Origin of the sequence: Microbispora bryophytorum, assembly GCF_006874465.1 — a bacterium.
Classification (GTDB): Bacteria; Actinomycetota; Actinomycetes; order Streptosporangiales; family Streptosporangiaceae; genus Microbispora; species Microbispora bryophytorum.
In genome coordinates this window covers 1-24,039 of the sequence record NZ_VIRL01000013.1, presented here as the reverse complement: position 1 = coordinate 24,039, position 24,039 = coordinate 1, and the positions used below count along the sequence as shown (strand labels likewise).

General features: G+C 68.1%; 23 protein-coding genes, 1 tRNA gene and 3 pseudogenes. 18 read left to right on the top strand and 9 right to left on the bottom strand.

Features of this window, described 5'->3' with window-relative positions; translation table 11 throughout:
- Positions 1-19: 19 nt before the first annotated feature.
- From FLX07_RS22180 to FLX07_RS22170, 3 genes are all read left to right on the top strand, one after another.
- Entirely contained in the window at positions 20-478 is a 459-nt protein-coding gene (locus FLX07_RS22180) for a helix-turn-helix transcriptional regulator (RefSeq protein ID WP_142572971.1), read from the top strand.
- A 254-nt stretch (positions 479-732) separates the two neighbouring features.
- Entirely contained in the window at positions 733-1,446 is a 714-nt protein-coding gene (locus tag FLX07_RS22175; RefSeq protein ID WP_142572969.1) for a helix-turn-helix transcriptional regulator, read from the top strand.
- A 257-nt stretch (positions 1,447-1,703) separates the two neighbouring features.
- On the top strand, positions 1,704-2,126 hold the full coding sequence (locus FLX07_RS22170) for a VOC family protein (protein ID WP_142572967.1): 423 nt from the start codon (positions 1,704-1,706) through the stop codon (positions 2,124-2,126).
- 314 nt (positions 2,127-2,440) lie between these two features.
- Here the strand turns inward: FLX07_RS22170 and FLX07_RS22165 are convergent, their stop codons facing one another.
- Positions 2,441-4,318, bottom strand: coding sequence for a S1 family peptidase (locus tag FLX07_RS22165; protein ID WP_229689883.1), 1,878 nt, complete (start codon positions 4,316-4,318; stop codon positions 2,441-2,443).
- A 161-nt stretch (positions 4,319-4,479) separates the two neighbouring features.
- Entirely contained in the window at positions 4,480-7,233 is a 2,754-nt protein-coding gene (gene aceE, locus FLX07_RS22160; RefSeq protein WP_142572965.1) for a pyruvate dehydrogenase (acetyl-transferring), homodimeric type, read from the bottom strand.
- Positions 7,234-7,796: 563 nt separating this feature from the next.
- Between aceE and FLX07_RS22155 the strand changes: the two genes are divergently transcribed.
- The 7 genes from FLX07_RS22155 to FLX07_RS22125 all read left to right on the top strand — a co-directional run bounded on the left by FLX07_RS22155 (position 7,797) and on the right by FLX07_RS22125 (position 10,946).
- Positions 7,797-7,991, top strand: a complete 195-nt coding sequence (locus FLX07_RS22155) for a DUF1918 domain-containing protein (RefSeq protein ID WP_142572963.1) — start codon at positions 7,797-7,799, stop codon at positions 7,989-7,991.
- Between the two features lie 64 nt (positions 7,992-8,055).
- Positions 8,056-8,409 carry a YjbQ family protein gene (locus tag FLX07_RS22150; RefSeq protein ID WP_223853613.1) on the top strand — a complete coding sequence of 118 codons (354 nt, stop codon included), beginning with the start codon at positions 8,056-8,058 and terminating at the stop codon, positions 8,407-8,409.
- Positions 8,410-8,550: 141 nt separating this feature from the next.
- Positions 8,551-8,979: a DUF3052 domain-containing protein gene (locus FLX07_RS22145; protein ID WP_084370137.1), complete on the top strand. Its 429-nt coding sequence runs from the start codon at positions 8,551-8,553 to the stop codon at positions 8,977-8,979.
- Positions 8,980-9,052: 73 nt separating this feature from the next.
- Positions 9,053-9,508: a peroxiredoxin gene (locus FLX07_RS22140; protein ID WP_142572959.1), complete on the top strand. Its 456-nt coding sequence runs from the start codon at positions 9,053-9,055 to the stop codon at positions 9,506-9,508.
- 71 nt (positions 9,509-9,579) lie between these two features.
- Positions 9,580-9,906: a hypothetical protein gene (locus tag FLX07_RS22135; protein WP_142572957.1), complete on the top strand. Its 327-nt coding sequence runs from the start codon at positions 9,580-9,582 to the stop codon at positions 9,904-9,906.
- Positions 9,903-10,859 carry an ROK family protein gene (locus tag FLX07_RS22130; RefSeq protein ID WP_142572955.1) on the top strand — a complete coding sequence of 319 codons (957 nt, stop codon included), beginning with the start codon at positions 9,903-9,905 and terminating at the stop codon, positions 10,857-10,859. The genes FLX07_RS22135 and FLX07_RS22130 overlap by 4 nt, the downstream gene beginning before the upstream one ends.
- A 15-nt stretch (positions 10,860-10,874) precedes the next feature.
- Positions 10,875-10,946: transfer RNA gene (locus tag FLX07_RS22125), tRNA-Val, on the top strand.
- 272 nt (positions 10,947-11,218) lie between these two features.
- Here the strand turns inward: FLX07_RS22125 and FLX07_RS22120 are convergent.
- The 3 genes from FLX07_RS22120 to FLX07_RS22110 all read right to left on the bottom strand — a co-directional run bounded on the left by FLX07_RS22120 (position 11,219) and on the right by FLX07_RS22110 (position 13,743).
- Positions 11,219-12,169, bottom strand: a complete 951-nt coding sequence (locus FLX07_RS22120; RefSeq protein ID WP_142572952.1) for a TolB family protein — start codon at positions 12,167-12,169, stop codon at positions 11,219-11,221.
- 342 nt (positions 12,170-12,511) lie between these two features.
- The gene (locus tag FLX07_RS22115) at positions 12,512-12,952 is read right to left on the bottom strand and encodes a DUF6193 family natural product biosynthesis protein (protein WP_208762323.1); all 441 of its coding nucleotides are present in this window, start codon (positions 12,950-12,952) and stop codon (positions 12,512-12,514) included.
- A 227-nt stretch (positions 12,953-13,179) separates the two neighbouring features.
- Positions 13,180-13,743 (bottom strand): hypothetical protein, encoded by a 564-nt coding sequence (locus FLX07_RS22110; protein WP_142572950.1) that lies wholly within the window; start codon positions 13,741-13,743, stop codon positions 13,180-13,182.
- A gap of 199 nt (positions 13,744-13,942) precedes the next feature.
- Between FLX07_RS22110 and FLX07_RS22105 the strand changes: the two genes are divergently transcribed.
- Both FLX07_RS22105 and FLX07_RS22100 read left to right on the top strand, forming a co-directional pair.
- Complete coding sequence (locus tag FLX07_RS22105; protein WP_142572948.1) at positions 13,943-14,146, top strand: hypothetical protein; 204 nt, start codon at positions 13,943-13,945, stop codon at positions 14,144-14,146.
- Position 14,147: 1 nt separating this feature from the next.
- Positions 14,148-14,561: a type II toxin-antitoxin system VapC family toxin gene (locus FLX07_RS22100; protein WP_142572945.1), complete on the top strand. Its 414-nt coding sequence runs from the start codon at positions 14,148-14,150 to the stop codon at positions 14,559-14,561.
- Positions 14,562-14,986: 425 nt separating this feature from the next.
- Here FLX07_RS22100 and FLX07_RS22095 read toward each other — a convergent pair whose 3' ends face one another.
- Both FLX07_RS22095 and FLX07_RS22085 read right to left on the bottom strand, forming a co-directional pair.
- The gene (locus FLX07_RS22095; RefSeq protein WP_142572943.1) at positions 14,987-15,667 is read right to left on the bottom strand and encodes an HAD family hydrolase; all 681 of its coding nucleotides are present in this window, start codon (positions 15,665-15,667) and stop codon (positions 14,987-14,989) included.
- A 322-nt stretch (positions 15,668-15,989) separates the two neighbouring features.
- A complete protein-coding gene (locus FLX07_RS22085; protein ID WP_142572941.1) occupies positions 15,990-16,574 on the bottom strand; it encodes a hypothetical protein in 585 nt (194 codons plus the stop codon).
- 294 nt (positions 16,575-16,868) lie between these two features.
- Between FLX07_RS22085 and FLX07_RS37895 the strand changes: the two are divergent.
- Both FLX07_RS37895 and FLX07_RS22070 read left to right on the top strand, forming a co-directional pair.
- Positions 16,869-17,197 (top strand): annotated as a pseudogene (locus tag FLX07_RS37895) (integrase core domain-containing protein); the annotation flags it as partial.
- A gap of 487 nt (positions 17,198-17,684) precedes the next feature.
- Positions 17,685-18,332, top strand: a complete 648-nt coding sequence (locus FLX07_RS22070) for a DUF4232 domain-containing protein (protein ID WP_223853612.1) — start codon at positions 17,685-17,687, stop codon at positions 18,330-18,332.
- Between the two features lie 143 nt (positions 18,333-18,475).
- On the opposite strand, the gene FLX07_RS22065 is transcribed toward FLX07_RS22070, so the two are convergent.
- Entirely contained in the window at positions 18,476-21,751 is a 3,276-nt protein-coding gene (locus FLX07_RS22065; protein WP_142572935.1) for a S8 family peptidase, read from the bottom strand.
- 1,005 nt (positions 21,752-22,756) lie between these two features.
- On the opposite strand from FLX07_RS22065, the pseudogene FLX07_RS37890 reads away from it, so the two are divergent.
- The 4 genes and pseudogenes from FLX07_RS37890 to FLX07_RS38985 form a co-directional block, all read left to right on the top strand.
- Positions 22,757-22,990: pseudogene (locus tag FLX07_RS37890) on the top strand (DUF6247 family protein); the annotation flags it as partial.
- Entirely contained in the window at positions 22,991-23,179 is a 189-nt protein-coding gene (locus FLX07_RS22055; protein ID WP_142572933.1) for a hypothetical protein, read from the top strand.
- A gap of 254 nt (positions 23,180-23,433) precedes the next feature.
- Positions 23,434-23,640, top strand: a complete 207-nt coding sequence (locus tag FLX07_RS22050; RefSeq protein ID WP_142572931.1) for a hypothetical protein — start codon at positions 23,434-23,436, stop codon at positions 23,638-23,640.
- A gap of 107 nt (positions 23,641-23,747) precedes the next feature.
- Positions 23,748-23,834: pseudogene (locus FLX07_RS38985) on the top strand (integrase core domain-containing protein); the annotation flags it as partial.
- Here the strand turns inward: FLX07_RS38985 and FLX07_RS37100 are convergent.
- Positions 23,792-24,039: hypothetical protein (locus tag FLX07_RS37100; RefSeq protein ID WP_208762342.1), on the bottom strand; the 248-nt coding region annotated here is incomplete at its 5' end. The pseudogene FLX07_RS38985 and the gene FLX07_RS37100 overlap by 43 nt on opposite strands.

Here is a 24,039-nt window from a genome sequence, read left to right as displayed (position 1 = left end):
ATCGACGTAGCGTCGAATCATGAAACGCCGCGACGCGCTGGTGAGGGAGCTGCAGTCCGCCGGATGCCTGCCGGCCCGCGAGCTCGCCTCGCGCCTCGGGGTCAGCAGGAGCACCGTCGTGCGCGACGTCGCGCGGCTCCGGGAGGCCGGTGTCCCGATCCGGCTCGACCAGGGCGGGTACGCGCTCGCGGGCCCCGAGTCCGTGAAGCGCGCCATCGACACGGCGCTGCGCGGGCGGCACGTGCTGCGCGTGGAATACGTGAACAGCAAGGGCGTGCCCACCGTCAGGGACGTCGAGCCCAGCGTCTGCCTGGGTGGCAGGGGCGGGCACTGGTACCTGGTCGCCTGGTGCCGGTTACGCGACGACGTGCGCGTCTTCCGGCTCGACCGGATCTCCTGGGCCGAGGTCCTGGACGAGCGTTTCCCCGAGCCGGGGCGTGACCGCCTGGCCGAGCTCGCCGAGGCCGTCGGCGGCTGAGCCGCCGCCCCGCAGAGCTGTGGGCGGCGTGAGCCGGCGCGGCGCAGTCGTAGTCGTAGTCGTGGCACCCGCGTATCCGCGAGCCGGGTGGCCGGGCGTCGCTTTTCCGTTCCGATGTGCTCCGGCGTGCTTCGACGCGCTCCAGCGTGTTCCGGCGTGTTCCGGCGTGTTCCGGCGTGCTCTGACGTGCTTCGATGCGTAGGAGTCGAACGCGTCAGCGAGAAATGTCGGTGGGGTGGCCTACCCTCTGCGGCGTGAACCGTACCGACCGGCTCTATGCGATCGTCGAGGACCTGCGGGCGATCTCCCCGCGTTGCCGGTCCGCGCGTCAGCTCGCCCTGCGCTTCGAAGTGAGCTCGCGGACCATCGAGCGGGACATCTCAGCGCTGCAGCAGGCCGGCGTGCCGATCTACGCGGAGGTCGGGCGCAGGGGAGGGTACGCGCTGGACAAGAGCATGTCCCTGCCCCCGCTCAACTTCACCCCCGCCGAGGCCGTGGCGGTGGCGATCGCCCTCAGCCGCACAGAACAGCAGCCCTTCGCCGACGAGGCGCGCAGCGCGCTGCGCAAGCTCGTCGCCGCCATGCCCGGCCCGGAGGGGGAGCGGGCCCGGCAACTGGCCGCCCGCGTGCAGATCCTCACCGACGACAAGCCGGAGTCCCGATACACCGGCTCGATCGGCCGGGTCATCGAGGAGTCACTGCTCAAGGGGGTCGTCCTGCGCATCCACTACAGCGACGCCCAGGGTGTGCTGACGACAAGGGAGGTGGAGCCCGGGGCGTTCGTCGGCGGGCGCAGCGGGTGGTGGTATCTGGTGGCCTGGTGCCGGATGCGCGACGCCGTCCGCGTCTTCCGGCTCGACCGGATCGCCGAGGCCGTCCTCACCGAGGATCCGGTGCCCGGCCGGCCCCTTGAGGCGTTCGACGCCGGAGTGCCGGACATGATCGCGCGGACGCCGGTGCTCGACTGATCGTCGATTCGAAAAGATGTTCGCGAGTTTCTGGAAACGCCGACAGGAGGGTGTCGCCTAGGGGCGGGAGGCTCTACTCACAGGACGGACCGGCCATGGTCCGCCGAGCGCCTTCCCCGCTCGTCACGCCGTCTGCCCGTGCTGTCGCCCAGGAACCAGCGCCGTCACCCAGGAACCCGTGCTGTCGCCCAGGAGCCGGTGCCGTCGCCCAGGAGGGCGAGCACCGACACAGAAGGCAAGAGAGAAAGAGACCGACGATGACCACTCCCGCCACCCCGGCCACCCCGGAAGCCCCGGCTGCTCCCGCCGTCAACACGGTCGCCTGGTTCGAGATCGCGAGCGACGATCCCGAGGGGGTCCAGCGCTTCTACGGCGACCTGTTCGGCTGGCGGTTCCGGACCGACGCGGGCTCGGCCGCCGTGGGCATGGATTACCGGCTCATCAGCTACGACGGTGACGAGGGGGCGCGCGGCGGAGTGTTCGGCACCCGTGGCGACATGCCCGGCCACGCCGTCTTCACCGTGCTGGTGCGGGATGTGGCCGAGACCTGCCGACAGGTGGAGGCCCTGGGCGGCAAGGTGCTGAGCCAGGTGGTGGGCAACGCGGGCGGCCCCGACTTCGCCTACCTCCACGACCCGTCCCGCAATCTCTTCGGCATCTTCGCTCCGGCCGGCGCCTGACCGGCCGGAGCGTTCCCAGGCCGTCCGGACGCCCGCCGGGATCTCCCGTGCTTCCCCTGCGGCGCCTTTCCTCCGGTCCCTTCCCCTCCGGGCCGTCAGGGCGTTCGGACGGCCGTTCCCCGCCCCCGCCGGTCGGGTGGGGTCCGCCGGCCGCCCGTTCGAGGTGCCGAACGGGCGGCCGGCGGCGGCTCTTCGCCACGCCTGCGGAGGCGGTGCCTGCGAGGAAGGCCGGTGGCGGTGTTTCGTGCGCGGTTGCTTCGTCTGTCTGGTGGAGACACGCGGACCGATACCACGGGCGCCGTGGCGGGGCCTCGTCACGCCTCCGGCTGCCGGTGCTGCAACTGGCGGCGCAGCTCGGCGATCTCCCGCTCCAGGTCGGCGACGTCCGGCGCCCCGGAGTCGGCCGGGCCCTGGCCCGCGGCCGCCTGCGACCGCTGCTGCCCGTAGGGCGAGGGAGCGGGTCGCACGTACTGCGTCGCGCCGTCGGGCCGCTGGGGGTCGTAGCCCCCGCCCGGCCGCTGGGGATCGTGGTCGTGCGAGCGCGCAGCCTCGTAGCCTCCGCCCGCCCGCCCGGGCTGGTTGCCATTGGCCGTTGGCAGGCTCTGCGGCTGCCAGCCCTGCGGCAGCCCGGGCAGCTCGTGGAGCACCTGGCCGTTCACCGGCTGCCAGTCGTAGCCGCCGCCCACCTGCGCCGGGTAGCCGCCGCCGTTCACGCCGGGATACGGCCCGCCGTACGCGGGCGAGGGCGACTGGCCCTGCCGAGAGGAGGAGGTCTTCCTGCGCCTGCGCATGAGGAGCAGCAGCAGGACGCCGCCGCCGACCACGATCAGGCCACCGGCGCCGATGGCGACCCACAGCCACACCGGCTGCGGGGTCTCGTCCTTGCCGGACGAGATCGCCTGCTGCGAGTCGGTGATGTACTTCGCGACGTACGGGTGGCTCGGGAACAGCGCCTGCACCTCGCGGAACTTCGGCAGCGCGTCCTTGTAGTGCCGCTGGAAGAAGTCGTCGAGCGCCTCGTTGTACTTCGTCGTCGTCAGCGACGCGGCGGGCTTGACGTTCTTCTCGTTGAGCTTCTCCTTGATGATCGAGACCGGGAGCACGAAGCTCTCGTTCTCCGACGCCTCGCCGTTCTCGCTCACGGTGCCGGCGATCAGCATGCCGACGACCTTGCCCGCACGGCTGAAGACGGGACCCCCGGAGTTGCCATGGTAGGAGGGCGCCTGCGTCTGGATGTACGGCACGCCTTCCTGCGTGGTGCGCTTGGCGTTGTACGGACCCTCGGTCAGCGCGGGGTCGAGCTTCGACTCGAGGCTGAACCACGGTGTGTTGGTCACCAGGCCGGGGAATCCGCTGATGTAGAGCGTGTCGCCGGTCTGCACGTCGGCGTCGTCGCCGAGCGGCACGGTCGGCAGGTTCTGCCGGCCGTTGACCTTGAGCAGCGCGAAGTCCTTGCCCGGGTAGCTCTCGCCGACCGACACCAGCTCGGCCGGGACCTCCTTGGCCGTCTTGTCGACGCCGCCGCCGGGCAGGCTCTGCAGGACCGACAGGCTCTTGCGCAGGCCGCGGATCTCCAGGTGGGTGCTGTTGAAGGTGACGTAGATCTGCTGGACGAGCTCGACCATCTCCTTGTCGGCCTCGAAGTTCCGCAGGGCGTTGATCATGTCCTTCGCGTCCTGCTTGTTGAACTTCTCCAGCGCCTGCTGCGCGAAGGTCTGCGACAGCTCCTCGTTGCTCATCTCGACGCAGTGCGCGCCGGTGACCATGTAGCCGTCGGGGGTCACCCACCAGCCCGTGCACATGCCGCCGACCTGCGCCTTGACCGTGCGCTCCGGGCCGACGGGCTGGAGATACCGGTCGACGTCGGCCGCCACGCGCTGGAAGAGGAACTTGGCGATGCTCCGCTCGTCAGAGGGGATCTTGCCGGCGAGCACGGCCCGGGTGGCGTCGTTGGTCAGCTGGTCCCACGCGGCCTCCTTGGCCCGGCTGCTCGGGACGACGACCTCGCCGGAGTAGGTGATGCTGGTGAGCTGCACGGCCGGGTGGGTGCGAGCGGCCAGCCGGGTGCCGACGGGGACCTCGTCCCCGGCGTCCGCCGAAGCGGGAGCGGCCACGACGAGCAGGGAGAACGCCGCCATCGCGGCCATGCCCCCGGTCAGTCTGCCGAAGTATTTCCTGAGATTTCCATCCACGGCCGCAAGAGTGATGGAACGGTCTTGTCTCTTGCTTGGAGGTGGCTTGGGACCGGCCGGTAGCGCACCGCAAGGCCGCTTCCGCGCCGCTCAGGGGCGGTGCGGACGCCGGAGACGACGGCGGCCCCCGCCGAGACGGGGGCCGCCGGACGATCCGCGGATCAGACGCCCATCGACTGGGTGTCGTTGGTCTCCGGGGTCTGCTGAGCCGACACCTCGGTCACCCCGTTCTTGAGGTGGTAGCGGGCGACGGCCTCCTGCAGCGTCTCGGCCTTGACCTCGCCGCGCCGCACGAGCTGGGTCAGCACCGCCAGCGTGATCGAGGCCGCGTCCACGTGGAAGTGGCGGCGCAGCGCCGAACGCGTGTCGGACAGACCGAAGCCGTCGGTGCCGAGGGAGGTCCAGTCGCCAGGCACCCACTGGGCGATCTGGTCCGGGACGGCGCGCATGTAGTCGCTGACGCCCACGAACGGCCCCGGCACCCCCGACAGCTTGGTCGTCACGTACGGCACGCGCTGCTCGGCGTCGGGATTGAGCAGGTTGTGCTCCTCCACGGCCAGGGCGTCCCTGCGCAGCTCGCTCCAGGAGGTCGCCGACCAGACCGAGGCCGACACGCCCCAGTCCTCCGCCAGCATCCGCTGTGCCTCCAGCGCCCACGGGCCGGCCACGCCGGACACCAGGATGTTGGCCTTGAGCCCGTCGCCCGACGCCGGGGCGTAGAGGTAGAGGCCCTTGAGGATGCCCGCCACGTCCACGTTCTCCGGCTCGGCCGGCTGCGGGTAGGGCTCGTTGTAGACGGTCAGGTAGTAGAAGACGTCCTCGGGGTGCTCCCCGTACATCCTCCGCAGACCGTCCTTGACGATGTGCGCGATCTCGAACGCCCACGCCGGGTCGTACGCGACGGCGGCGGGGTTGGTCGAGGCGATCAGCGGGGTGTGGCCGTCCTCGTGCTGCAGGCCCTCGCCGTTCAGCGTGGTGCGGCCGGCCGTCGCGCCGAGCAGGAAGCCCCGGCCCATCTGGTCGCCGAGCTGCCACATCTGGTCGGCGGTCCGCTGGAACCCGAACATCGAGTAGAAGATGTAGACCGGGATCATGTGCTCGCCGTGGGTGGCGTACGAGGTGCCGGCCGCGAGCACCGAGCCCATCGAGCCGGCCTCGCTGATGCCCTCGTGCAGGATCTGACCCTCGGTCGACTCCTTGTACGACAGCAGCAGCTCGCGGTCGACCGCCTCGTACGTCTGCCCGTGGGGCGAGTAGATCTTCGCGGTCGGGAACATCGCGTCCACGCCGAACGTGCGGGCCTCGTCCGGGATGATCGGCACGAACCTGGCGCCGATCTCCTTGTCCCGCATGAGGTCCTTGAGCAGGCGGACGAACGCCATGGTGGTGGCGACGTTCTGCTTGCCCGAACCCTTGCGCAGGCCGGAGTAGACGGGGTCGCCGGGGAGCTTGAGCGGCTTGGCGCGGATGACCCGCTTGGGCAGGTAGCCGCCGAGCGCCGCCCGGCGCTCCTTCATGTAGGCGATCTCGTCGTTGTCCTCGCCGGGGTGGTAGTACGGCGGAAGGTCGGCCTCGAGGTCCTTGTCCGGGATGGGCAGGTAGAGCCGGTCGCGGAACTCCTTGAGCTCGGCCTTGCTCATCTTCTTCATCTGGTGCGTGGCGTTGCGCGCCTCGAAGTCCTTGCCGAGCGTCCAGCCCTTGATCGTCTGGGCCAGGATGACGGTCGGCTGGCCGACGTGCTCGCGGGCCGCCTTGAACGCGGCGTACACCTTGCGGTAGTCGTGGCCGCCGCGCGACAGCTTGCGGATGTCGTCGTCGGACATGTGCTCGACCATCTTGCGCAGACGCGGGTCGCCGCCGAAGAAGTTCTCCCGGATGTAGGCGCCCGACTCGACCGAGTAGGTCTGGAACTGACCGTCGGGCGTCGTGTTCATCTGGTTGACCAGCACGCCGTCGACGTCGGCCGCGAGCAGCGGGTCCCAGTCGCGGCCCCAGACGACCTTGATCACGTTCCAGCCGGCGCCGCGGAAGTACGACTCCAGCTCCTGGATGATCTTGCCGTTGCCGCGTACCGGGCCATCGAGCCGCTGCAGGTTGCAGTTGATGACGAAGGTGAGGTTGTCGAGCTCCTCGCGGGCGGCGACGCCGATCGCGCCGAGCGACTCGGGCTCGTCCATCTCACCGTCGCCGAGGAAGCACCAGACGTGGCTGCGGCTGGTGTCCTTCATCTTGCGGCTGAGCAGGTAGCGGTTGAACCGCGCCTGGTAGATCGCGCCGATCGGGCCGAGGCCCATGGAGACCGTGGGGAACTCCCAGAAGTCCGGCATCAGCCGGGGGTGCGGGTAGGAGGGCAGGCCCTTGATCCCGTGGGACAGCTCCTGCCGGAACGCGTCGAGCTGGGTCGCGTCCAGACGGCCCTCAAGGAAGGAACGGGCGTAGATGCCCGGGGCCGCGTGGCCCTGGATGAAGATCTGGTCGCCCGACTCCCCGTGGTCCTTGCCGCGGAAGAAGTGGTTGAAGCCCACCTCGTAGAGCGAGGCCGCGGACGCGTACGTGGCGATGTGGCCGCCGACGTTGGTCCGCGCGTTGGCACGGGTCACCATCACCGCCGCGTTCCAGCGGATGTAGGCCCGGATGCGGCGCTCGACGTACTCGTCTCCCGGGAACCAGGGCTCGCGCTCCGGGGGGATGGTGTTGATGTAGTCCGTGCTGCGCAGGCCGGGCACGCCGACCTGGTGTTCGCGGGCGCGCTCGAGCAGCCGGAGCATCAGGTAGCGGGCCCGGGCGCGGCCCTCGGTCTTGATGACGTTGTCGAGCGATTCGAGCCATTCGTTGGTCTCGCTCGGATCGACATCAGGCAACTGGCTGGGTAGGCCGTCACTGATGATCGAAAAACGCTGGCGTCCGGAAGCCACTGGGTCTCGCCTTCCGAGATGGACTTTGTCTCGTCGGATCTGTCACGTGTGTGTTGCCTGTTGCGATGCGGTCAGCGCTTCATCGCGGCGTTGCGGTCTTCTTCCATCCTGTCTCGTCCCACCGGAAAGTGCATCTCTACTTCCCGGTAACCGAACCGTCCGCGCTGGCCGCGAGGCAGGCTTTGGCCTAGACCACCGATGGTAGGACGATTTTTGCCTGCCATCCATCCTTGATCTTCCGCCGGGGCCGCCGCAAGATCGCCGGCGTCGCATCCGGCCTGGTCGGAACCCTCAGTACCCGGCCTGACCTCGCCCTACCCGGAACGCCCGGCGAATCGCCGGGAAGTCGCGGTCGTAAGCGTCCCGCCATTTCGTAGAAACCCGCTGCCGCGCGTGTCTTCACGTCTTCGGCGCCGTTCTCGGGGCCGCGCGGGCGGGCCGGGGGCGGCGTGCCAGCCGTGTAACGTTTTGGTATGAGTTGTCCCTTCCTCTGAGCAGAGGAGGGTTTCTCCTCTTTCCAGGTGGCGATAGCCGTACCAGGCTCTGGAGAGAGGGGGATCGAGATGCACGCAACGGTAGGGGACCGGCTGGTGGTGCACGGTGCCGTCGTGGGCGACCACGAAAAGCACGGGGTGATCGTCGAGGTCCGCGGTCCAGAGGGAGGCCCGCCGTTCCTGGTGAGGTACGAGGACGGGCACGAAGCGCTCGTCTTCCCCGGTCCGGACGCTGTCGTCGTTCCAGCTCAACGCGGATCGTAATATCGCGGATGTGAAATCGACGGTGATCGAAGTGCGGACCGGCGCACGCGAGCGCGTGCACGACATGACGAAGGAGTGCGCCGATTTCGTGCGTGCGTGTGGGGGAGACGGGCTGCTGCACGTCTTCGTCCCGCACGCGACGGCGGGAGTGGCGCTGCTGGAGCTCGGCTCCGGCAGCGACGAGGACCTGCTGGCCGCCCTGGGCGACCTGCTGCCGGCGGACGACCGGTGGCGGCATGCGCATGGATCCCGGGGGCATGGAAGGTCGCATGTCATGCCCGCCTTCATCCCGCCGTACGCGACCGTTCCCGTTCTCGGGGGCAGGCTGGCGCTGGGGACCTGGCAGTCGGTCGCCCTGATCGACCTCAACGTCGACAACCCCGACAGGCGTGTTCGTTTGTCGTTTTTGACCGATTAAGAGATAACGGTGCGGGTCACCCCCCGTGGCGACCGTTGACGACGACGGGTCACAGCGTGTGGACTGTGCCGAAGCATGGCTCTCAACGAGCCGGGACAACCGCAGACATGGGGCGGGGTCACCCAAGCAGGAGGGATAAACGTGAGCGCGACCGCGGGTCAGGCGCAGGACGAGCGCGGCCTGGCTGAACGACTCGGCCTCAAAGCCGGTCAGGTGGTGCAGGAGGTCGGCTGGGACGAGGACTGCGACGAGGCGCTGCGCCAGTCCATCGAGGAGCTGACCGGCAACGAGCTGGTGGACGAGGACTACGACGACGTCGTCGACGTGGTGCTGCTCTGGTGGCGTGACGGCGACGGCGACCTCTTCGACGCGCTGAGCGACGCGATGACGGCGCTCGCCGACGGAGGCCAGATCTGGCTGCTGACCCCCAAGGCGGGGCGCGACGGCCACGTGGAGCCCAGCGACATCGGTGAGGACGCGGCGACCGCCGGGCTGTCGCAGACAAGCAGCGTGAGCGCCGCCAGGGACTGGTCGGGCACGAGGCTCGTCGCCCCGAAGGCCCGCCGCTGAGTATTGCCCTGCCGTACGGCCCGGGGATGCCGTACGGCAGGATGATGGGCGGACACCTGTGGAGGGACTGCTCATGGCGATAGAGGTCGGGCAGCAGGCTCCGGATTTCGCACTCAAGGACCAGCACGGCGTTCCCGTGCGCCTCTCCGACCTGCGTGGCAGAACGGTCATGCTCGTCTTCTATCCCCTGTCCTTCAGCCCCGTCTGTCACGGCGAGCTCGCGGCCATCCGCGACGAGCTCGCCGGCTCCCTGCCTCCGCATGTCCAGGTGCTGGCGGTGTCGGTCGACTCGATGTTCAGCCAGCGCGCCTGGGCCGACCAAGAGGGCTTCTCTTTTCCCCTGTTGTCGGATTTCTGGCCCCATGGTGAGGTCGCTCGGGCGTACGGTGTCCTCGACGAGGACAGGGGACTCGCGCTCCGGGGCACGTTCATCATCGACGGCGAAGGCGTCGTGCGCTGGAAGGTCGTCAACCCGATCGGTTCCGCACGCGATCTCGACGAGTACCGGAAGGCGCTCGCGGACATCTGATCGTTTCACTGCCCGCCCGCGGGCACTGACATATTCGACTCCGACTCCGACTCGCCCCATTGGAGGCCACCATGCCCTGCTACAGGTGCGGGGCCCGGCAGACCGACCCCGTCCGCGGCGCCAGTCCATGGAAGCGCGCGGTGCGCCGGGAGGCCCAGGTCCTCGTCTGCCCGGACTGCCAGCGTGTGCACGACCTCGATCTCGACACGTGCGCCTCGTGCGGCTCGATCGCGCTGATCTGCCGCCTGGGCGAGATCGAGTGCCGCTCCTGCGGTGAGGTGCGGCTCGCCCGCGCCGACGAGCCGCTCGTCACGGCCTGCTCGCCGGGTCCCGCCCGCATGCCCGGCCTCGCCGCGGAGGTGGAGGCGGCCCTCGACCGCGTCCTCGGCCGCTCGTGACGTACGTCGTCGCGCTTGATGTGGGGGGCACCTCCATGAAGGGCGGCCTCGTCACCCGCGGCGGCGAAGTCACCGTACTCGCCGGGCGCCCCACGGGCCGCGAACACGGTCCGGACGCGGTGGTGCAGGCCGTGCGCGCCTATGTCGGCGAGATCGCCGACCTCGGTCGCTCCCGGTATGGCGTCGAGCCCGCCGGGGTGGGCCTGGCCGTCCCGGGCATCGTCACCGCGTCCACCGCCGTCTACTCGGCCAACATCGGCTGGCGTGACGTGCCCGCCGAGGCGTTCACGCCTCCGGGCGTCCCGGCGCGGCTCGGCCACGACGTCCGCACGGGCGGCCTCGCCGAGAGCGTCTTCGGCGCGGGCCGCGACGTCGCCGACTTCCTCTTCCTGCCCATCGGCACCGGCATCGCGGGAGCGGTGGTGCTCCGCGGCGAGCCGTACGGCGGCGCGCGCGGCTGGGGCGGCGAGATCGGGCACGCGTCCGTCTGGCCGGCCGGAGAGAAGTGTGCCTGCGGGCAGATCGGCTGCCTGGAGACCTACGCCTCCGCCTCGGCCGTGGCCCGCCGCTTCACAGAGCGCTCCGGCTCTACGGTGACCGCGAAAGAGGTCGTCGAGCGCGCGGTCGCGGGAGACCCGGTGGCCGCCGAGGTGTTCGGCGAGGCGATCGAGGCCCTGGCCATCGCCCTCGCGTCGTACGTGCTCGTGCTCGACCCGGCCCTGATCGTCATCGGCGGCGGCCTGGCGGAGGCCGGCGCGGCCCTGTTCGAGCCGCTGCGGGAACGGCTGGCCGGCCGGTTGGCCTTCCGGGAGCCCCCGCCGGTGCGCCCGGCCGCCTTGGGCCCCCGGGCGGGCATGCTGGGTGCGGCCCTCCTCGGCTGGCAGGCGGCGGGAGACGACGACGCGGGCGCCGACTGGTCACTCGATGTGCTGAGAGGCGGGTCGGTGTCGTAAGGTGTAGTCCGGTCCGGGCGGTTAGCTCAGCGGTAGAGCACTCGCCTTACAAGCGAGGGGTCACTGGTTCGAACCCAGTACCGCCCACCTGCGAAAAGAGCCCCGTCTCCCATCAGGGAAAACGGGGCTCGTGCCTTTAGCGAGCCATTAGCGAACGCAATCGATCTTGCTCAGTGACCAGTCGCCTTAGTCGGTAGGACTTGTGTGATCTTGCCGTTCATGACGTCGGCGATCTCGTGGTCCGCCTCCGCCGTGCGGTGCTGGTAGATCATCGCGGCGCGCCCGCTGTAATGGCCCAGGTCGCGAAGGCCCCTTGGCGACCGAGTCGACCGCCCGCTCGATAACTCTCGAATGGGTCATTACCAGGCCGCGTTCGGGGAGTCGCCCTCGCCGGAGTGCTCATCGGTCTTGAGCGGCATCGACGTGGTCGAACCATCGGCGAGATCGACTCGAAAGCCCCGCCATCGGTGCACGTAGAGCAGGTATCGGCCCGTTCCATCAAGGCTGAAACGGAGGGTCAGTGACGCGTCGGCCGGCAACGACACCCGTGTGAGAACCCGCGGTTCCTCTCTACCGTCGACCGGGATGCGCATTACGGCATGACCGGCCGAGTAGATCAGGGCACTGCCGTCGGGGGCGTAGGCCACAGATTCCAGGAATGACAGGTCGCTGCTCGGTTTGACGAGGCGGGTGGCGGCCAACAGGTCGGATCCCTGTAAGCCGAGGTCGAGGACGCCGATGCCCCAACCACCGACTACCAGTGCGATCCGCTGACCATCCGGGGCCCAGGCCAGGCCGGTCACCACGGACGCTCGCGTGCTCCAGTCGCGGCGCTGCCCGGTGGAGAGATCGACAACAGAGATCTTCACTCCACCCGGGATGGAGGCGGCGTAGGCCAGCCTGGTGGCGTCCGGGCTCAGGGCGATGATGTGTCCGGCGCCCAGCGCGTCGCTCTCGAGTCCGGGAACGGGTATCGGATCGCTCGGCGACCCGTCCTCGGCGAGGTGGACGCGGAAGAACCGGAGGGGAGAGTTCGGCCCGGTCCATCCGGACAGTACAAAGGTGCGGTTGTCGGGTGCTGCGGCTAGCACTTGCGAGGAGGAGCGCACTCCTGGCGGCAGCGGGATTGCGGCCAGGAATTCTCCGTTTATGGCGTCGTGCACGGCGGGCCGTACCGGAGTAAAGATTGCCGTCTTGGACTTATTCGGAAAGCGTGCAAGTGGAGCCCTCGCGGTGACAAAGAATCGCGGTGGGCCGGTGACCGGCAGGGGAGAAGAGGTCGCCATCGGCGATACCAAGGAGGTCGCCATGGGCAGAGGCGTGGGGACGGCTGCGGGGTCTGACGATCGCGCGACTGTGGCGGGCAGAGAGGGCAACGCTGACGGTGGGGACGTCGCGGCAGCCGTAGAGGACGCCCAGTCCTTGAGAGAGACCCGCTTGTAGGCGTGATCCCCGCCGTCGTCGCCGCAGGCGCCCACCAGCGCCAGCACGAGTAAACCTGCCGTGGTGACGCCTGCGCGCGACAACATATGTAAAGCATCTTGTGGTGTCGGATACGTTGTCAAGGTCCAGGAATCGCATGCAGAGCGGTATGGTATTGCGATCTGAGCGTCCGGCTTTGTCTAGTCCAATGAGTTGCCTGACGTTTCTGTCTAGGGATATTTCGACTGCTGATGCGGCCTGTCAACCGGGGCTTCTTCGGCAGAAAGACCGTTCACGGCGACTCGCTCTTGAGCAGCAAGCTCTTCGAGAGTGCCGACGAAAGCAGGGCCACAACCGTACGGAAGACGTTCCACCACCATCGCAATGGCCTGGGGTGGCGTTGCCGCAGGCCCCACCTTCTCGTCACGGCTAGGCCCTTCCACCATGTAGCCGCCGTTCGCAATCGAGGCGATATAGGGGATATCCCATGTCCATCGAGGACTTGTGCAGCGGCTGAAGTGGAGTTCTCCCATGCCCGTCCAGGGGAACAACTGCCGTAGGCGCGACTCGGCGTATGCTGCGTTCAACAGCTCGGGGCGTACACGTCCGTCAGCCCGAACTTTCTGCCAAGCGGCTTCCACAATGTCCGTGCTCGATCGGCTGGTGTTCACTATGAGATCATGCATGATGCCGTGCCATCATGCGTAGCTCGGAGACGGTCAGCGGGGAGCAGTGTCCAGGTCGACATACCGCCGGGAGCGATCTTGGCTCCTTATAAGCAAGAAGGTGGGTCGGCCTCGGCGCTTCTGGACACTGCGGATGCGTTCGCTTGTCGTGGCCGCGTTTACGCTGAAGCGGGGTCGCTTGATCGCGGTGTGGTTGCGCTGGGCCGAAGGGGTTAGCGGATGGGAGGAATGCCCACCGTGGCCGCGAACTGGGCGGTGAAGATGACCATTACGTCGTCGGTACCGAGGTAGTAGACCTCTTCTGGCGGCCATTCCGCCGGTCGGCCCGCGGCGATCCACACTGCCCTCTCTCGTGAGCACAACCGGATCGCGTCCGGCACTCGGATGCCGCGCTCACGATCTTCGGACCAGATAATGTCAACGCAAGTCAGTTCCCTGCCGACCAGGCTCGACCAGCGCGGATGGTCGGTCACTTCCACGGGGACCGGCCCGCATGGCTCTCCGACTCGCCGCAGGTGATCGGCCATCGGCCCAGGGAAGAGCTCAAGCCCATAGTGGTCGAAGCTGCTTCCCCACACAGCCGAAAAGCAAGCGCCATCGTCGGCGAACAGCTCGACGCCCATCGTCGGCTGGTGCCAGGGCCCGAAGTCCCAGTCCTCGACATCGTGGCCGTCCTCCCCGCCTGTCAGTGGGTAATAGACGACTCTTCGGATGCGTCTGCCTCGCAACAGGGCAGTCGTCCGCTCATATCCCACCGCAGTCAGCAACGACGACACCGGCACAGCATCCCTCGACACCGGCGATTGAGCCATCTGGATTCCCTGGCGGCCCATCATCCAGCGGGACCTGACGATTCGCCGCTCTCCTCCCCCTCGTGTTGGCCTCCGCCGCGGTGCCATCGCCGATCTCTGAGGAGCGAGGCCGGTTATCGCCGATGCTCGTGTCCTCGTCAGCCCCCCAACCTAGACTGGGGGCATGAGCGCCATGCGCGAGGAACTGCACTATCTCGTGGACCAGTTGCCGGAGTCGGAGCTACGCCCGGCTCTGGAGTTGATCCGTGGCCGTCTGGACGAGCCTGCCCCGGCGAAGCGTGACCTTCCGTTCTTCGCGTCGTTCGAGGCTGAACCGGATCTCGCGGAACGGTATGAGGAGATCCTGCGCTCCGAGATGGGCCGCTGACGTGCTCCTCTGCGACACCGGCGTGCTTCTGGCTGTCGGCAATGCCAAGGACAAGCACCACCAGGCCTGTCTCAAGCTGCTTCGCGAGGTGGAGGGACCGCTGCTCGTGCCGTCCCCGGTCATGGGAGAAGTCGGCTATCTCCTGGAGTCGCGTGTCGGCCCGCACGCCGAGGTCACGTTCCTGAAGTCGTTCGGCGGCAGCGGCTTCCATGTAGCCGAGCTGGAGGACGAGGACCTTCCTCGCATGGCGGAACTCGTCGAGAGGTACGTCGATCTTCCTCTGGGGCTGGTGGACGCCGCCGTCATCGCGATTGCCGAGCGCCTGAGGCTGAGGGAGGTCGCAACAGTCGACCAGCGGCACTTCCGAATCGTGCGCCCACGCCACGTCGAGGCCTTCACGCTGCTGCCCGACTGATCACGGACGCTACCGTTCTGAGTGACTATCTGGGTGTCAATCGCCGCGCACGAGCCTGGACGGCAGTGGACGACGATGGACCGTACGCCCAGGTCAGGCGGATCGTGGTGCTGGTCCCGCCCTTTCCTGGGTTGACTTACAAGCGAGGGGTTACTGGTTCGAACCCAGTACCGCCCACCAGCGGAAAGAGTCCCGTCTCCGATCATGGAAACGGGGCGTGAGTGACATGCTGAATGACCATGTCTCATCAGCCATCGGGAAGATGCGGTCCATCGCAGTCGCGCCTAGGTGCACAGGCTCAGGGACACGTCAAGCCGGGCTTACACCTCTGTCGCTGGCCCGCTGCCGCTTCGCGGTGGGTCGATGGCAGGCGGGATGGAACGGACTGGGTTGCTCGGCCGCGCGGAGCCTGTGACGCGATGTGGTCATGCCCGGGGATCGGGTGTCTCTACGGGGCAGATTTGTGCGAGGAGCGTCGGGAGTTCGCGCATGTCATCGAAGACTGTGGTGTTCGGTCCTTCGAGCCATTCCGCGGGTGTGAGTCCACCGGCGTAGCCAAGAGCGCGCATACCCGCTGCGCGGGCTGCCTGGACCCCGTATTTGCTGTCTTCGACGACGACGCAGGCCGAGGGGTGGACGCCCATTTGCTTGGCGGCGTGCAGGAACAGGTCGGGGGCCGGTTTGCCGTGGAGGACCTCGCTTGCGCTGAAGATGCGGCCTTCGAAGTACGGGTAGATCCCGGTGTGGCCCAGGGTGTGGCGCATCGTGTCATGGCTGCCGCCAGATGCGACACAGCTAGGAAGTGTGAGGGTGTCGAGGGCTTCGAGGATGCCGTCGACCGGGGCGAGTTCGGCATCGACGGCCGTGTGGTGCAGTTGCTTGAATCTCTCCTGCCAGAGCGTGCCCAGCCTCGGCCCTACTTGGGCGGTGATTTGTTCGCCGTTGGCGAGGGGCGACCGGCCGATAAACCTTTCGATTACCTCGGCTTCGGTCAGCGGCCAGCCCAGCTCAGCGCCGACGGCTACGTGGAGGCGCACGGCTATGCGTTCGCTGTCGACGAGAACACCGTCGCAGTCAAAAATCACGAGTTCAATCGGAGTGATCATCTGGAGAGCCTAATCCGATCACGGTGGTTCCCGGCGGGCAGGGTCTGGTTCGAGTCCTATCGCGGGAGCACGGTAGCACTGAGGACAGACGGCTCCGGGCCGGGCCCAGTGCATGCCCACGCCAAATCCCGGAGGAATTATGTCGGCACCAGCCCAATTACCAGGGCCTCCGGCAAGAAGAAGGTTGTGCTGGCACGATTCGTGCACAACGACCGGCTCATCGACGCCCTGGGCGCTCAGGCGTTCGCCGCGTTGAGCGCTTCACCCGGTGCCCGTGCCTACTACGACGAGCTGCGAGCACGCGAGGTAGGCTGCGGCGTCGCTATTCGGAGTCCGTAGCGGCGCGACCGTCCCGCCCGCTGGGATCCATGGTCAGCAAGTCCTCGTGGAGTCCAGTCAGTACCCGCCCCGTCAGCCTCAGATCCTTGCCGACGACTTCCACCAACAACCAGCTTGGAAGTTGCTCCTGAAGAATTTCGGGCACGTCATCTTCAGCGAGATTCGGCTCGTCGAGCCCATACAAGACCCCGAAAATCGTCTTGTAGGCGACGAGCCTGGCAAGAGCACCGACTTCTCCAGGTGTGACACCTAGCTCGTCAACCATGCGAAGCAGTGCCTTCCCCGCGTCTGAAAAGGGGCCGGCTGAATCGCGTGCGAGTTCTCTCCGGGTGTTCGCGATCCAGGTCTCCACCGCATCCCGCTGAGGATCAATGTGCTCCGACCACAAACCCCGCAAGAGCCTGAATCTCGCCAGGTGCGCTATGCCATCCCTGACTTCCGCACGAGCCCACTCCTCAGGCTCCAGTGCCCCCAGGGCCTCGAACCGGTCACGAAGAACCATCGCCTTGTCTCGCACATCACCGTCGAGGGACGCGAGCCACTCAGACCATGCGGGCTGTCCATCCACGGTCACATGGTTCCACGCCGTGGCAGGGGTACTGATGATGCCTCCGGCGGGGCACTCCGACTCCAGGATGATCGCGGCGTGGGCAGGAGGTCCGTAAGTGGTTGAGGTGGAAGCCGGATCTTCCCGGCGCCATCGCCCCAGGACGAGCCAAGCAGACCAGGGGCCAGGGGCGAAGGTCGTTCCTCCAGTAGGGGACTCCACCTTCACCCCTGGCCCCTGGCCCGCTTCCCTGCGGGTGGGACGACGGCGACGGGATGATCCGGTGGGTGGGTGATGCGGCGGGGCCGCACGCTACTGGTTCATCACTCCGACCGCGGCGTGCAATATGTCGCTGTGCGCTACACCCAGCGCCTGGCCGAAGCCGGCGCCGTCGCCTCGGTCGGGTCCAAGGGGGACTCCTACGACAACGCCCTCGCCGAGGCGTTCAACTCGGTGTTTAAAGCCGAACTGATCCGCAACAAGGGCCCTGGCGAGGCATCGACGATGTCGAGATCGCTGTCGCCGAGTACATCGACTGGTACAACCACCGCAGGCTGCACGGGGAGCTATGCCTCATCCCGCCGGTCGAGCACGAGACCAACCATCAACACACCATCCCACCCCTCCGGACGACGAGCGGGTGATCACAGCCCCCATCAAACCCGGCACTTGACAGAGCGTTAATGCATCCTGTCCATGGCGGCTGTCCATCTTCTCCGCGCCCTGCATGAGCACCGGGCGGATCTGCTTGCGGTAGACGGTCTCGGTGACCACGGTGTTCCGGTGGCCGACAAGGCGAAAAATGTCCTCGATCGGGACGCCGGAGTCCGACAGCAGCGAGACGAAGCTGTGCCTAGCGCCAGGTCCAGCCTGCTGTCGGCACCGGCGGCTCCGGTGCGGCCCTCGCCGAACTGGTGCGCTAGATTCTCGCCCTGATCGTAGTGCACCATTTCGGTGTCAGAGTCATACTTTGTCCGGAATATTCGCCGAAGTGTGTCCGATGGAGACCGGGCGCGCGGCATCCGTTGTCATCAATCAGAGTCGGGGAAGAAGATCGTGTCGCGACGTCGTACGAACCGCTGGACCGTCAACCCTGCCAGGGCGGTTCTGCTGCTCGCCGTACCGGGGGTGATGACCCTGGCCGGTGTCTCGGCCTGCGGGACCTCATCACCGGCTACCCCCACGACGGCAAGCTCCACATCGGACACGCCGCCGGTCACGTCGGCCCCGACCGACGTCGCGCCGAGCGTGAGCGACGCCCCGGCTGCCGCATCATCCGCTCCGGCTGCCGCTTCGCCGGCCCCGGCTGGCGGCGGCGCATCGGCGGCCGTACCGGCCTGTACGGCCGCCGACGTCAAGGCGACTCTCACCGAACAGCCGCAACGACGCGAGGGCGACAGCCGGATGGCGCTCGTCCAACTGACGAACGCGTCCAGCCGTACCTGCAATGTGGGCGGCTGGCCGGTGATCACGCTGGTGAACGCGGCCGACGAGGCGGTGACCGTGCCGACGAAGGACGTCGCCGAGCCGGGCGAGTCGGTGCCGGCCGACCTGGCCCCGGGGACGGGCGCGTTCGCCGGTATCAAGTGGACGATCTGCGATAAGGCGGATGCTGACTGCCCGACCGGCAACACCATCAAGGTCGCACTCGGGAAGGGCGGTCCGCTCGTGGTGGCGACCCTGGAGGGCTTCCCGAACCCGGAGCAGTCCGCCATCACCCTCAAGTCGCTCCAGGTTGGCACAATCCAGCCGAGCAATCAGGGCGTCGTCGCCTGGTGACCGGCCGCTCGGGTCCGCTGAACCCTGCTGATGCGCGCCACGGTTTGCTTCAGATGCGCCTTAGCTCCCCCCGTGCCCGGGCGGAAGGAGATGGAGACACGGAAAGGCCGTGTCCGGGGTGTCGGACACGGCCTTCCGCCTGACTACTTGACCTCGTACGCCCTGATCACGGTCATGCTGACCGTGTTGCCGGACGAGTCGACCGCGTGCCCGCGCAGGGACACGTAACCGGGCCCGGGCGGGTTCTTCACCTTGGTGCGCCACGCGCCGTGGTGCTGGGAAACAGAAGCCTCACGCCAGGTGGCTCCGTCGTCGTACGACACCTCGACCGCGACGGTGCGCACCGGGCCGGCGTCGCCCTGCTGGGTGAACGTGATCGGGATCTGCATGGCCCTATGGGCCTTGGCGGTGTTGCCGAGGTCCAGGCTCGGGGCGAAGCCGATCCCGGTGAGCGGCGGGGTCACGCTCGAGTCGTTGTGCTCGGAGGTGAACTCCAGCACGGTCTCGCGCCGCGTGGACAGCCGCAGCGACGGGGCCGACACGGTGTAGTCGACACGGTACCGGCCGGGCGAGGGGTCGACGTCGATGCCGACCAGCGCGTCGTCACGCTCGTCGACCAGCTTGCCGTCCCGGTGGACGGTCAGGTGCTGGCCGCCGTAGTCCGCCTCCGCGGAGCCGACGTGACCCGCGGCGTCCGCGTAGCCGCCGAGCCGGAGCACCAGCTCGTCGCTTCGCCGTTCCACGGTCGGGTACGGGGCGAGCGCCGGCGTCATCGGCTGGCTGAGCACGGCGCCGTTCCAACGCTCGGTGGACGAGCCGGGCTTGTAGGCGGTCGCCTGCTTGGTGACCTGGGTCAGCGTCTGGGGCCAGGGGTTACCCGTTTCGAAGCCCTCGGTGAAGGTCGACTGCCAGGAGACGTCACCCGCGAAATACTCCGTCCGCGTTGTGGGCGGGGAGACCGGCGGCAGGTCGTACCCGGTCGGGTACGACACACCAGGGACGACCGGGGTGTTGTTCCGCCATCCCTTGGCGCCGGGCGCGTTGGCCGCGTACTCCGTCGTCACCTTCGCGAGGTCCGTCTTGGTGATGTGGCGGGTGAAGCCGGTGGTGGCCGTCCCGGTGAGGTGCCAGCCGGCCTGGTAGATGTACGGGCTGTCGGTGAAGCCGCCCTTGCCGTCCGGCTTGGCGAACAGGGCGCTCACCACGGTGGACAGCTCGGGTGCCGGACCCGACGTCTGGTCGGAGGTGTATATCGACTCGGGCGCGCCCGAGATGCTGGCCAGCATGCTGCGGAAGGTCCCGGGCTGCTCGGCCTCCACCGAGACCGATACGGGGGCCGCGCTCTCATCCGGCACGGTGATGTCGAGTGGGCGCGCCTTACGGCCGTCCAGGACGACGTTCTCGTCCTTGTCGACGGTCAGGGCGGCGTCGGTGACCGCCGTTGACGTGCCGTCGTCGCCAATGATCAATGTGGTGACGAAGTACTTGCCCATCGGCAGGCGGAAGGTCGACTCCGGCTCGGTCATGTAGAACGCCTGGTAGCTGGCGTAGTCGGCGACCATGGTGATCGACTGTGCGGCCTTGGCGCCGCTGCGGTCGAGCGTGGTCACCGTGAGGTCCGCGCTCGGCTGCTCACGGAAGACGCTGTACGGCGTCTGCACCTTGCTCCCGTCGGCGGTGGCCACGATCCGGCCGGAGAAGACGCCGTACGTGCTGCCGGCGGCGCCGAGCGTGGTGCGCAGGTCGACGGAGGCGCTGCCGCCCGCCGGCACGGTCACCGAGTCGGCACTGAGCGCGAACAGCCCGGCCGGCGCGCTGCCGTCCATGGCCAGCTTCAGGGTGACCGGGGCGTCGGAGGCGTTGCGGTACGTCACCGTGCGGACGAGGACGTCGTCGCTCTGCGGGTACTTCTGGAAGCCGACGTTGACCGCGGACGGCGTGGCGCTGATGGGCTGCTTCAGCGCCTGGGCGATGTCGAGCTCACCGGCGCCCTGGTCGAACACGCCGAAGTCGGGGTTCGGCCGGGCGCCGCCCATGAGCGCCGACTTGCGCTGCTGGGCCGCCCAGTCGGGGTGCGCCTGGGTGAGGATGGCCGCGGCGCCAGAGACGTGCGGTGTGGCCATCGACGTGCCGTCGAAGGTGACGTACAGGTCGCCGGGGTTGCCGACGTCGGCGAAGGAGCTGCGGGCGGCGGTGATGGCGGTGCCGGGAGCGGTGATCTCCGGCTTGACGCCGTAGTCGTCAAGGCGCGGGCCGCGGCTGGAGTAGCTGTCCACCACGCCGGTCTTGGTGACGGCGCCGACCGCGAGGGCTTCGTCGGCGGAGGCCGGGGAGTCGACCGACTGCTCGGCGCCCACGTTGCCGGCCGCGACCACGAACAGCGTGCCGTACTGGGCGCTGAGGTCGTTGACCGCCTGCTCCAGCGGGTCCATGCCGGGGGTGTCCTTCGCGCCGAGGCTCATGTTGACCACCTGCGCGCCGGACTGGACCGCCCACTGCATGCCGGCGAGGATCGCCGAGTCGGAGCAGACGCCGTTCCCGAAGTAGCTGTAGCAGACCTTGCCGTCGAGCAGCGTCGCACCCGGCGCGACGCCCTTGTACTTGCCGCCGGAGGCCGCGCCCGTGCCGGCGACCGTCGAGGCGACGTGGGTGCCATGGCCGATGACGTCGTGGTCGCCTTCTTCGGGCGTCTCTTCGGCCTGGACGAAGTTCTTGCGGGCGACGACCTTGCCGGCGAGGTCGGGGTGGGTGTCGTCGATGCCGCTGTCCAGCACCGCGACCTTCACGCCCTTGCCGTCGAGGCCCTGGGCCCAGGCGACGGGAGCGCCAGTGCGGGGCACGCTGACGTCGAGTGACAGGTCGCGCTGCCCGTCCAGCCAGATCTTTCCGCTGGTGAGAGACTTCTTCAGGGTCGCCCAGCGCTCGGCGAGGTCGCCGGTCTTCACCTTGGCGGAGAAGCCGTCGATGGCGGGGAGCTTGCTGGTGGCCGTCAGGCCGCGCGTGCTGGAAGAGTCCGACACGATCAGCGGCAGTTCGGGCATCCGGTCGAAGTCGTCGGCGAAGAGCTCCGCCACGTCGAACAGCCGGCGGTCGAGCCGGTCGGCGCTCAGCAGCGGGACCGCGTCGGTCGGGATGACGTACTGATGCTTGCCGTCGCCGTAGCGGACGAACTGCACGCCTTCGCGGGGCTGGACCGTGATCCGGCCGTTGAACGAGGTGACCCTGTCTCCGGTGATGAGGGTCAGCGTCCTGGCCTGCGCGTCGCCCGCGTCGGGTGCCGCCGGGTCCGCCGGGCTCAGGGCCGGGTCGGATGCTGAAGGCGGTGCGGGGTCGGCGGCGGCGATACCCGGGCTCACGCCGACGAGCGCGGCCATGAACATGAGGACGAGCGCGCCGTGAACAGTACGGCGATGTCGCATGGAAACTCCGTGGAGGGAACGGGACGGGCGGCACGCCGCCCCGGATGCCCGGGCGACAGCTCCGCCCGTCTGGGGGGTCTGCACACAGAGGAGCACTTCTGGGCTTTTCGCTATGAAGAGGCCATCTGTCGTGTTATGAGGTGAAGTATGTGGACTTTACTGTCATATGAGACAAATGATGTTTCGGCCCGACCAAAATCGGATAACGGAAAGGCGTACGGCGCCGACCGCTGCGACGACGAGGTGGCGGGCACGCACGGCTGGGAGGTCCCAGGCGGCTGAATGGCCGTGGGGGGCGGGTGCCGGGGACGTCCCACCGTTGCGGCGACCGGACGGCCCCCTCCAACGGGGACGGGCCCCTCCTCCGGGACGGGCGTGCCGAGGGTCCCTGCCCAGTGGACGGGCCTGGGGAAATCTCTTCCCCGGAAGCGAGAGTGGGACGGTTGCCGTCTCAGGGAACGGGCGTGCGTGAATCTTCCCCATACGAACGGGAGTCGGGTGGTTTCCGTACCCGCAGACGATGACGGCCCCGGCGGGTAAATGCCGCCGGGGCCGTCTGAATTGCAGATCCACGAGGGCGTAGGAGCCCGAAGGTGTGTGGACAAGCGGCTGCCGCGACGCCGTTGATCACCGCGTCACGACTGGCTAGGGTGACCACGTCATTCGGTGGCAAGTCGACCCGGGGCGCGGGCCGCTAGGTCCTGAGAAGCCAGGCTCGATCACAGGATGCCGAGGAGGTGCGGGCAGAGGTCCGAGAGGCCGACCCCGACACCGGCAGGCTCCAGGACGCCTTGCGTCGTATCAGCAACCGTGCAGCGACCGTCCTTCCCATAGCGGCCCTCAAGTCCTATGTTTGCCTGGGCCGCATCGAGGGCCTGTCCGTACACTGACGGCGTGAGCGCGCAACCGCAGGAGTTCACCCCCGAAGGTCCTCTTCCGGAGAAGAATCTGCGTGCCATCCGTAGGGCGTTGGTCGTGCCCCAGGACTGAGAGGGGTTCGACGCAGGTCTAGACGTCGTCCTGGCTGAGGTCCGCGCCAGTTTGGACCTCGGTCGGTTGAGCGAGTTCATCCACACCTGGTGGCTGATCGCATGCGACTCCGTCAAAGATCCGCAGGGCCGCAGAGACCTCTACGAGCGAGCTGCCCATGTCCAGGAACTGGCCGACGCCGGCCAACCGATTCCCCCGGGCGACAAGACGTGGCGCCAGCTGCTGGCGGAGCGCGGGGTCGAGCCGTAGGTGTACTCGATTGTCGAGCCCGATCCTGTCGCTCAAGAACAGATCGCGGCCCTGCCAGACGATGCCTTGCGGTATCTGGCCGGCCTACTGGACCTGATCGAGCTTGAGCCCTGGGCCGGTGGACCGCAGTCGCCAAGCAAGCCCGACGGCAACATGCGGGTCATGCCGTTTGGGAGTGCGGGCTGGTGACCTATCTCGTATTGGAGCCCCAGCGCGAGGTGTACATCGTTCGTGTGCAGTGGATCTAACCGTCCGGCTGCTTTCAGGCATGGCAGCACTGGGCGACTTGGGTGACCATCGCGATGGACGTGCCCGGACGGCGGTGGGCAACACCGTACGCCCAGGTCAGGGCGGGCGCCGGTGCGGGTCCGCCCCTTTAAGAGTCCCGTCTGCCTCAGGGAAAACGGGGCTTCGTGCCATCAACGTGCCATAAACCTTGGATCTTGGCTCCTTTGATCTTGCGGTTCATCGCGTCGGCGATGCCCTTGCCCGCCTCCGCCGTGCGGTGCTGGTACGCGCAGCAGTTCGCGGGTGTCGGGGTCGAAGAACATGAGCGTGTGCTCTTCGATCCGGACGGTGACGTGCTCGCCGCCAGGATCTCGGCGGCGAGCACGATGGGCCCCGCGAGGCTGACCGTGCGGCTCGGCTGACGGTCCGGTCCACCTCCACCGTGGTGCCCGGCTCGGCGGTCGGCAACGGCGCCAGCCCGGCCGCCCGCCCCCCGCTCGCGGGCGAGTTTGGCCAGGTCGGCGTTGGACAGCCACGTTCGCCGACCACCATCGGAAAGGTCGAGCGGTTCCATCAGACGCTGCGCCGGGAGCTGCTGGACGATGCGGTGCCGTTCGAGGATTTTCTTGATCTCATGTTGGGCTCGGACTGGAGAGTGCTGCGGATGAAGGCTTGGCCGCCGGCCTGGCCTAGCTGTTCTGACCATGGACGTTGGTGACAGCGGTGGAGGATCGGCGACACGCTGTCGATGACCTTGAAAAGGGTGAGGGCCTTCTGGCGTGGTGTGAGTCGACCAAGATTCACATCGCCCGGAGGCCCTC

Coding starts and splice junctions, on each gene's coding strand:
- FLX07_RS22135 (WP_142572957.1), top strand. CDS start 9,580: ATGCCCTGCTACAGGTGCGGGGCCCGGCAGACCGACCCCGTCCGCGGC.
- FLX07_RS22180 (WP_142572971.1), top strand. CDS start 20: ATGAAACGCCGCGACGCGCTGGTGAGGGAGCTGCAGTCCGCCGGATGC.
- FLX07_RS22095 (WP_142572943.1), bottom strand. CDS start 15,667: ATGATCACTCCGATTGAACTCGTGATTTTTGACTGCGACGGTGTTCTC.
- FLX07_RS22065 (WP_142572935.1), bottom strand. CDS start 21,751: ATGCGACATCGCCGTACTGTTCACGGCGCGCTCGTCCTCATGTTCATG.
- FLX07_RS22150 (WP_223853613.1), top strand. CDS start 8,056: ATGACGAAGGAGTGCGCCGATTTCGTGCGTGCGTGTGGGGGAGACGGG.
- FLX07_RS22140 (WP_142572959.1), top strand. CDS start 9,053: ATGGCGATAGAGGTCGGGCAGCAGGCTCCGGATTTCGCACTCAAGGAC.
- FLX07_RS22155 (WP_142572963.1), top strand. CDS start 7,797: ATGCACGCAACGGTAGGGGACCGGCTGGTGGTGCACGGTGCCGTCGTG.
- FLX07_RS22120 (WP_142572952.1), bottom strand. CDS start 12,169: ATGGCGACCTCCTTGGTATCGCCGATGGCGACCTCTTCTCCCCTGCCG.
- FLX07_RS22070 (WP_223853612.1), top strand. CDS start 17,685: ATGACCCTGGCCGGTGTCTCGGCCTGCGGGACCTCATCACCGGCTACC.
- FLX07_RS22170 (WP_142572967.1), top strand. CDS start 1,704: ATGACCACTCCCGCCACCCCGGCCACCCCGGAAGCCCCGGCTGCTCCC.
- FLX07_RS22105 (WP_142572948.1), top strand. CDS start 13,943: ATGAGCGCCATGCGCGAGGAACTGCACTATCTCGTGGACCAGTTGCCG.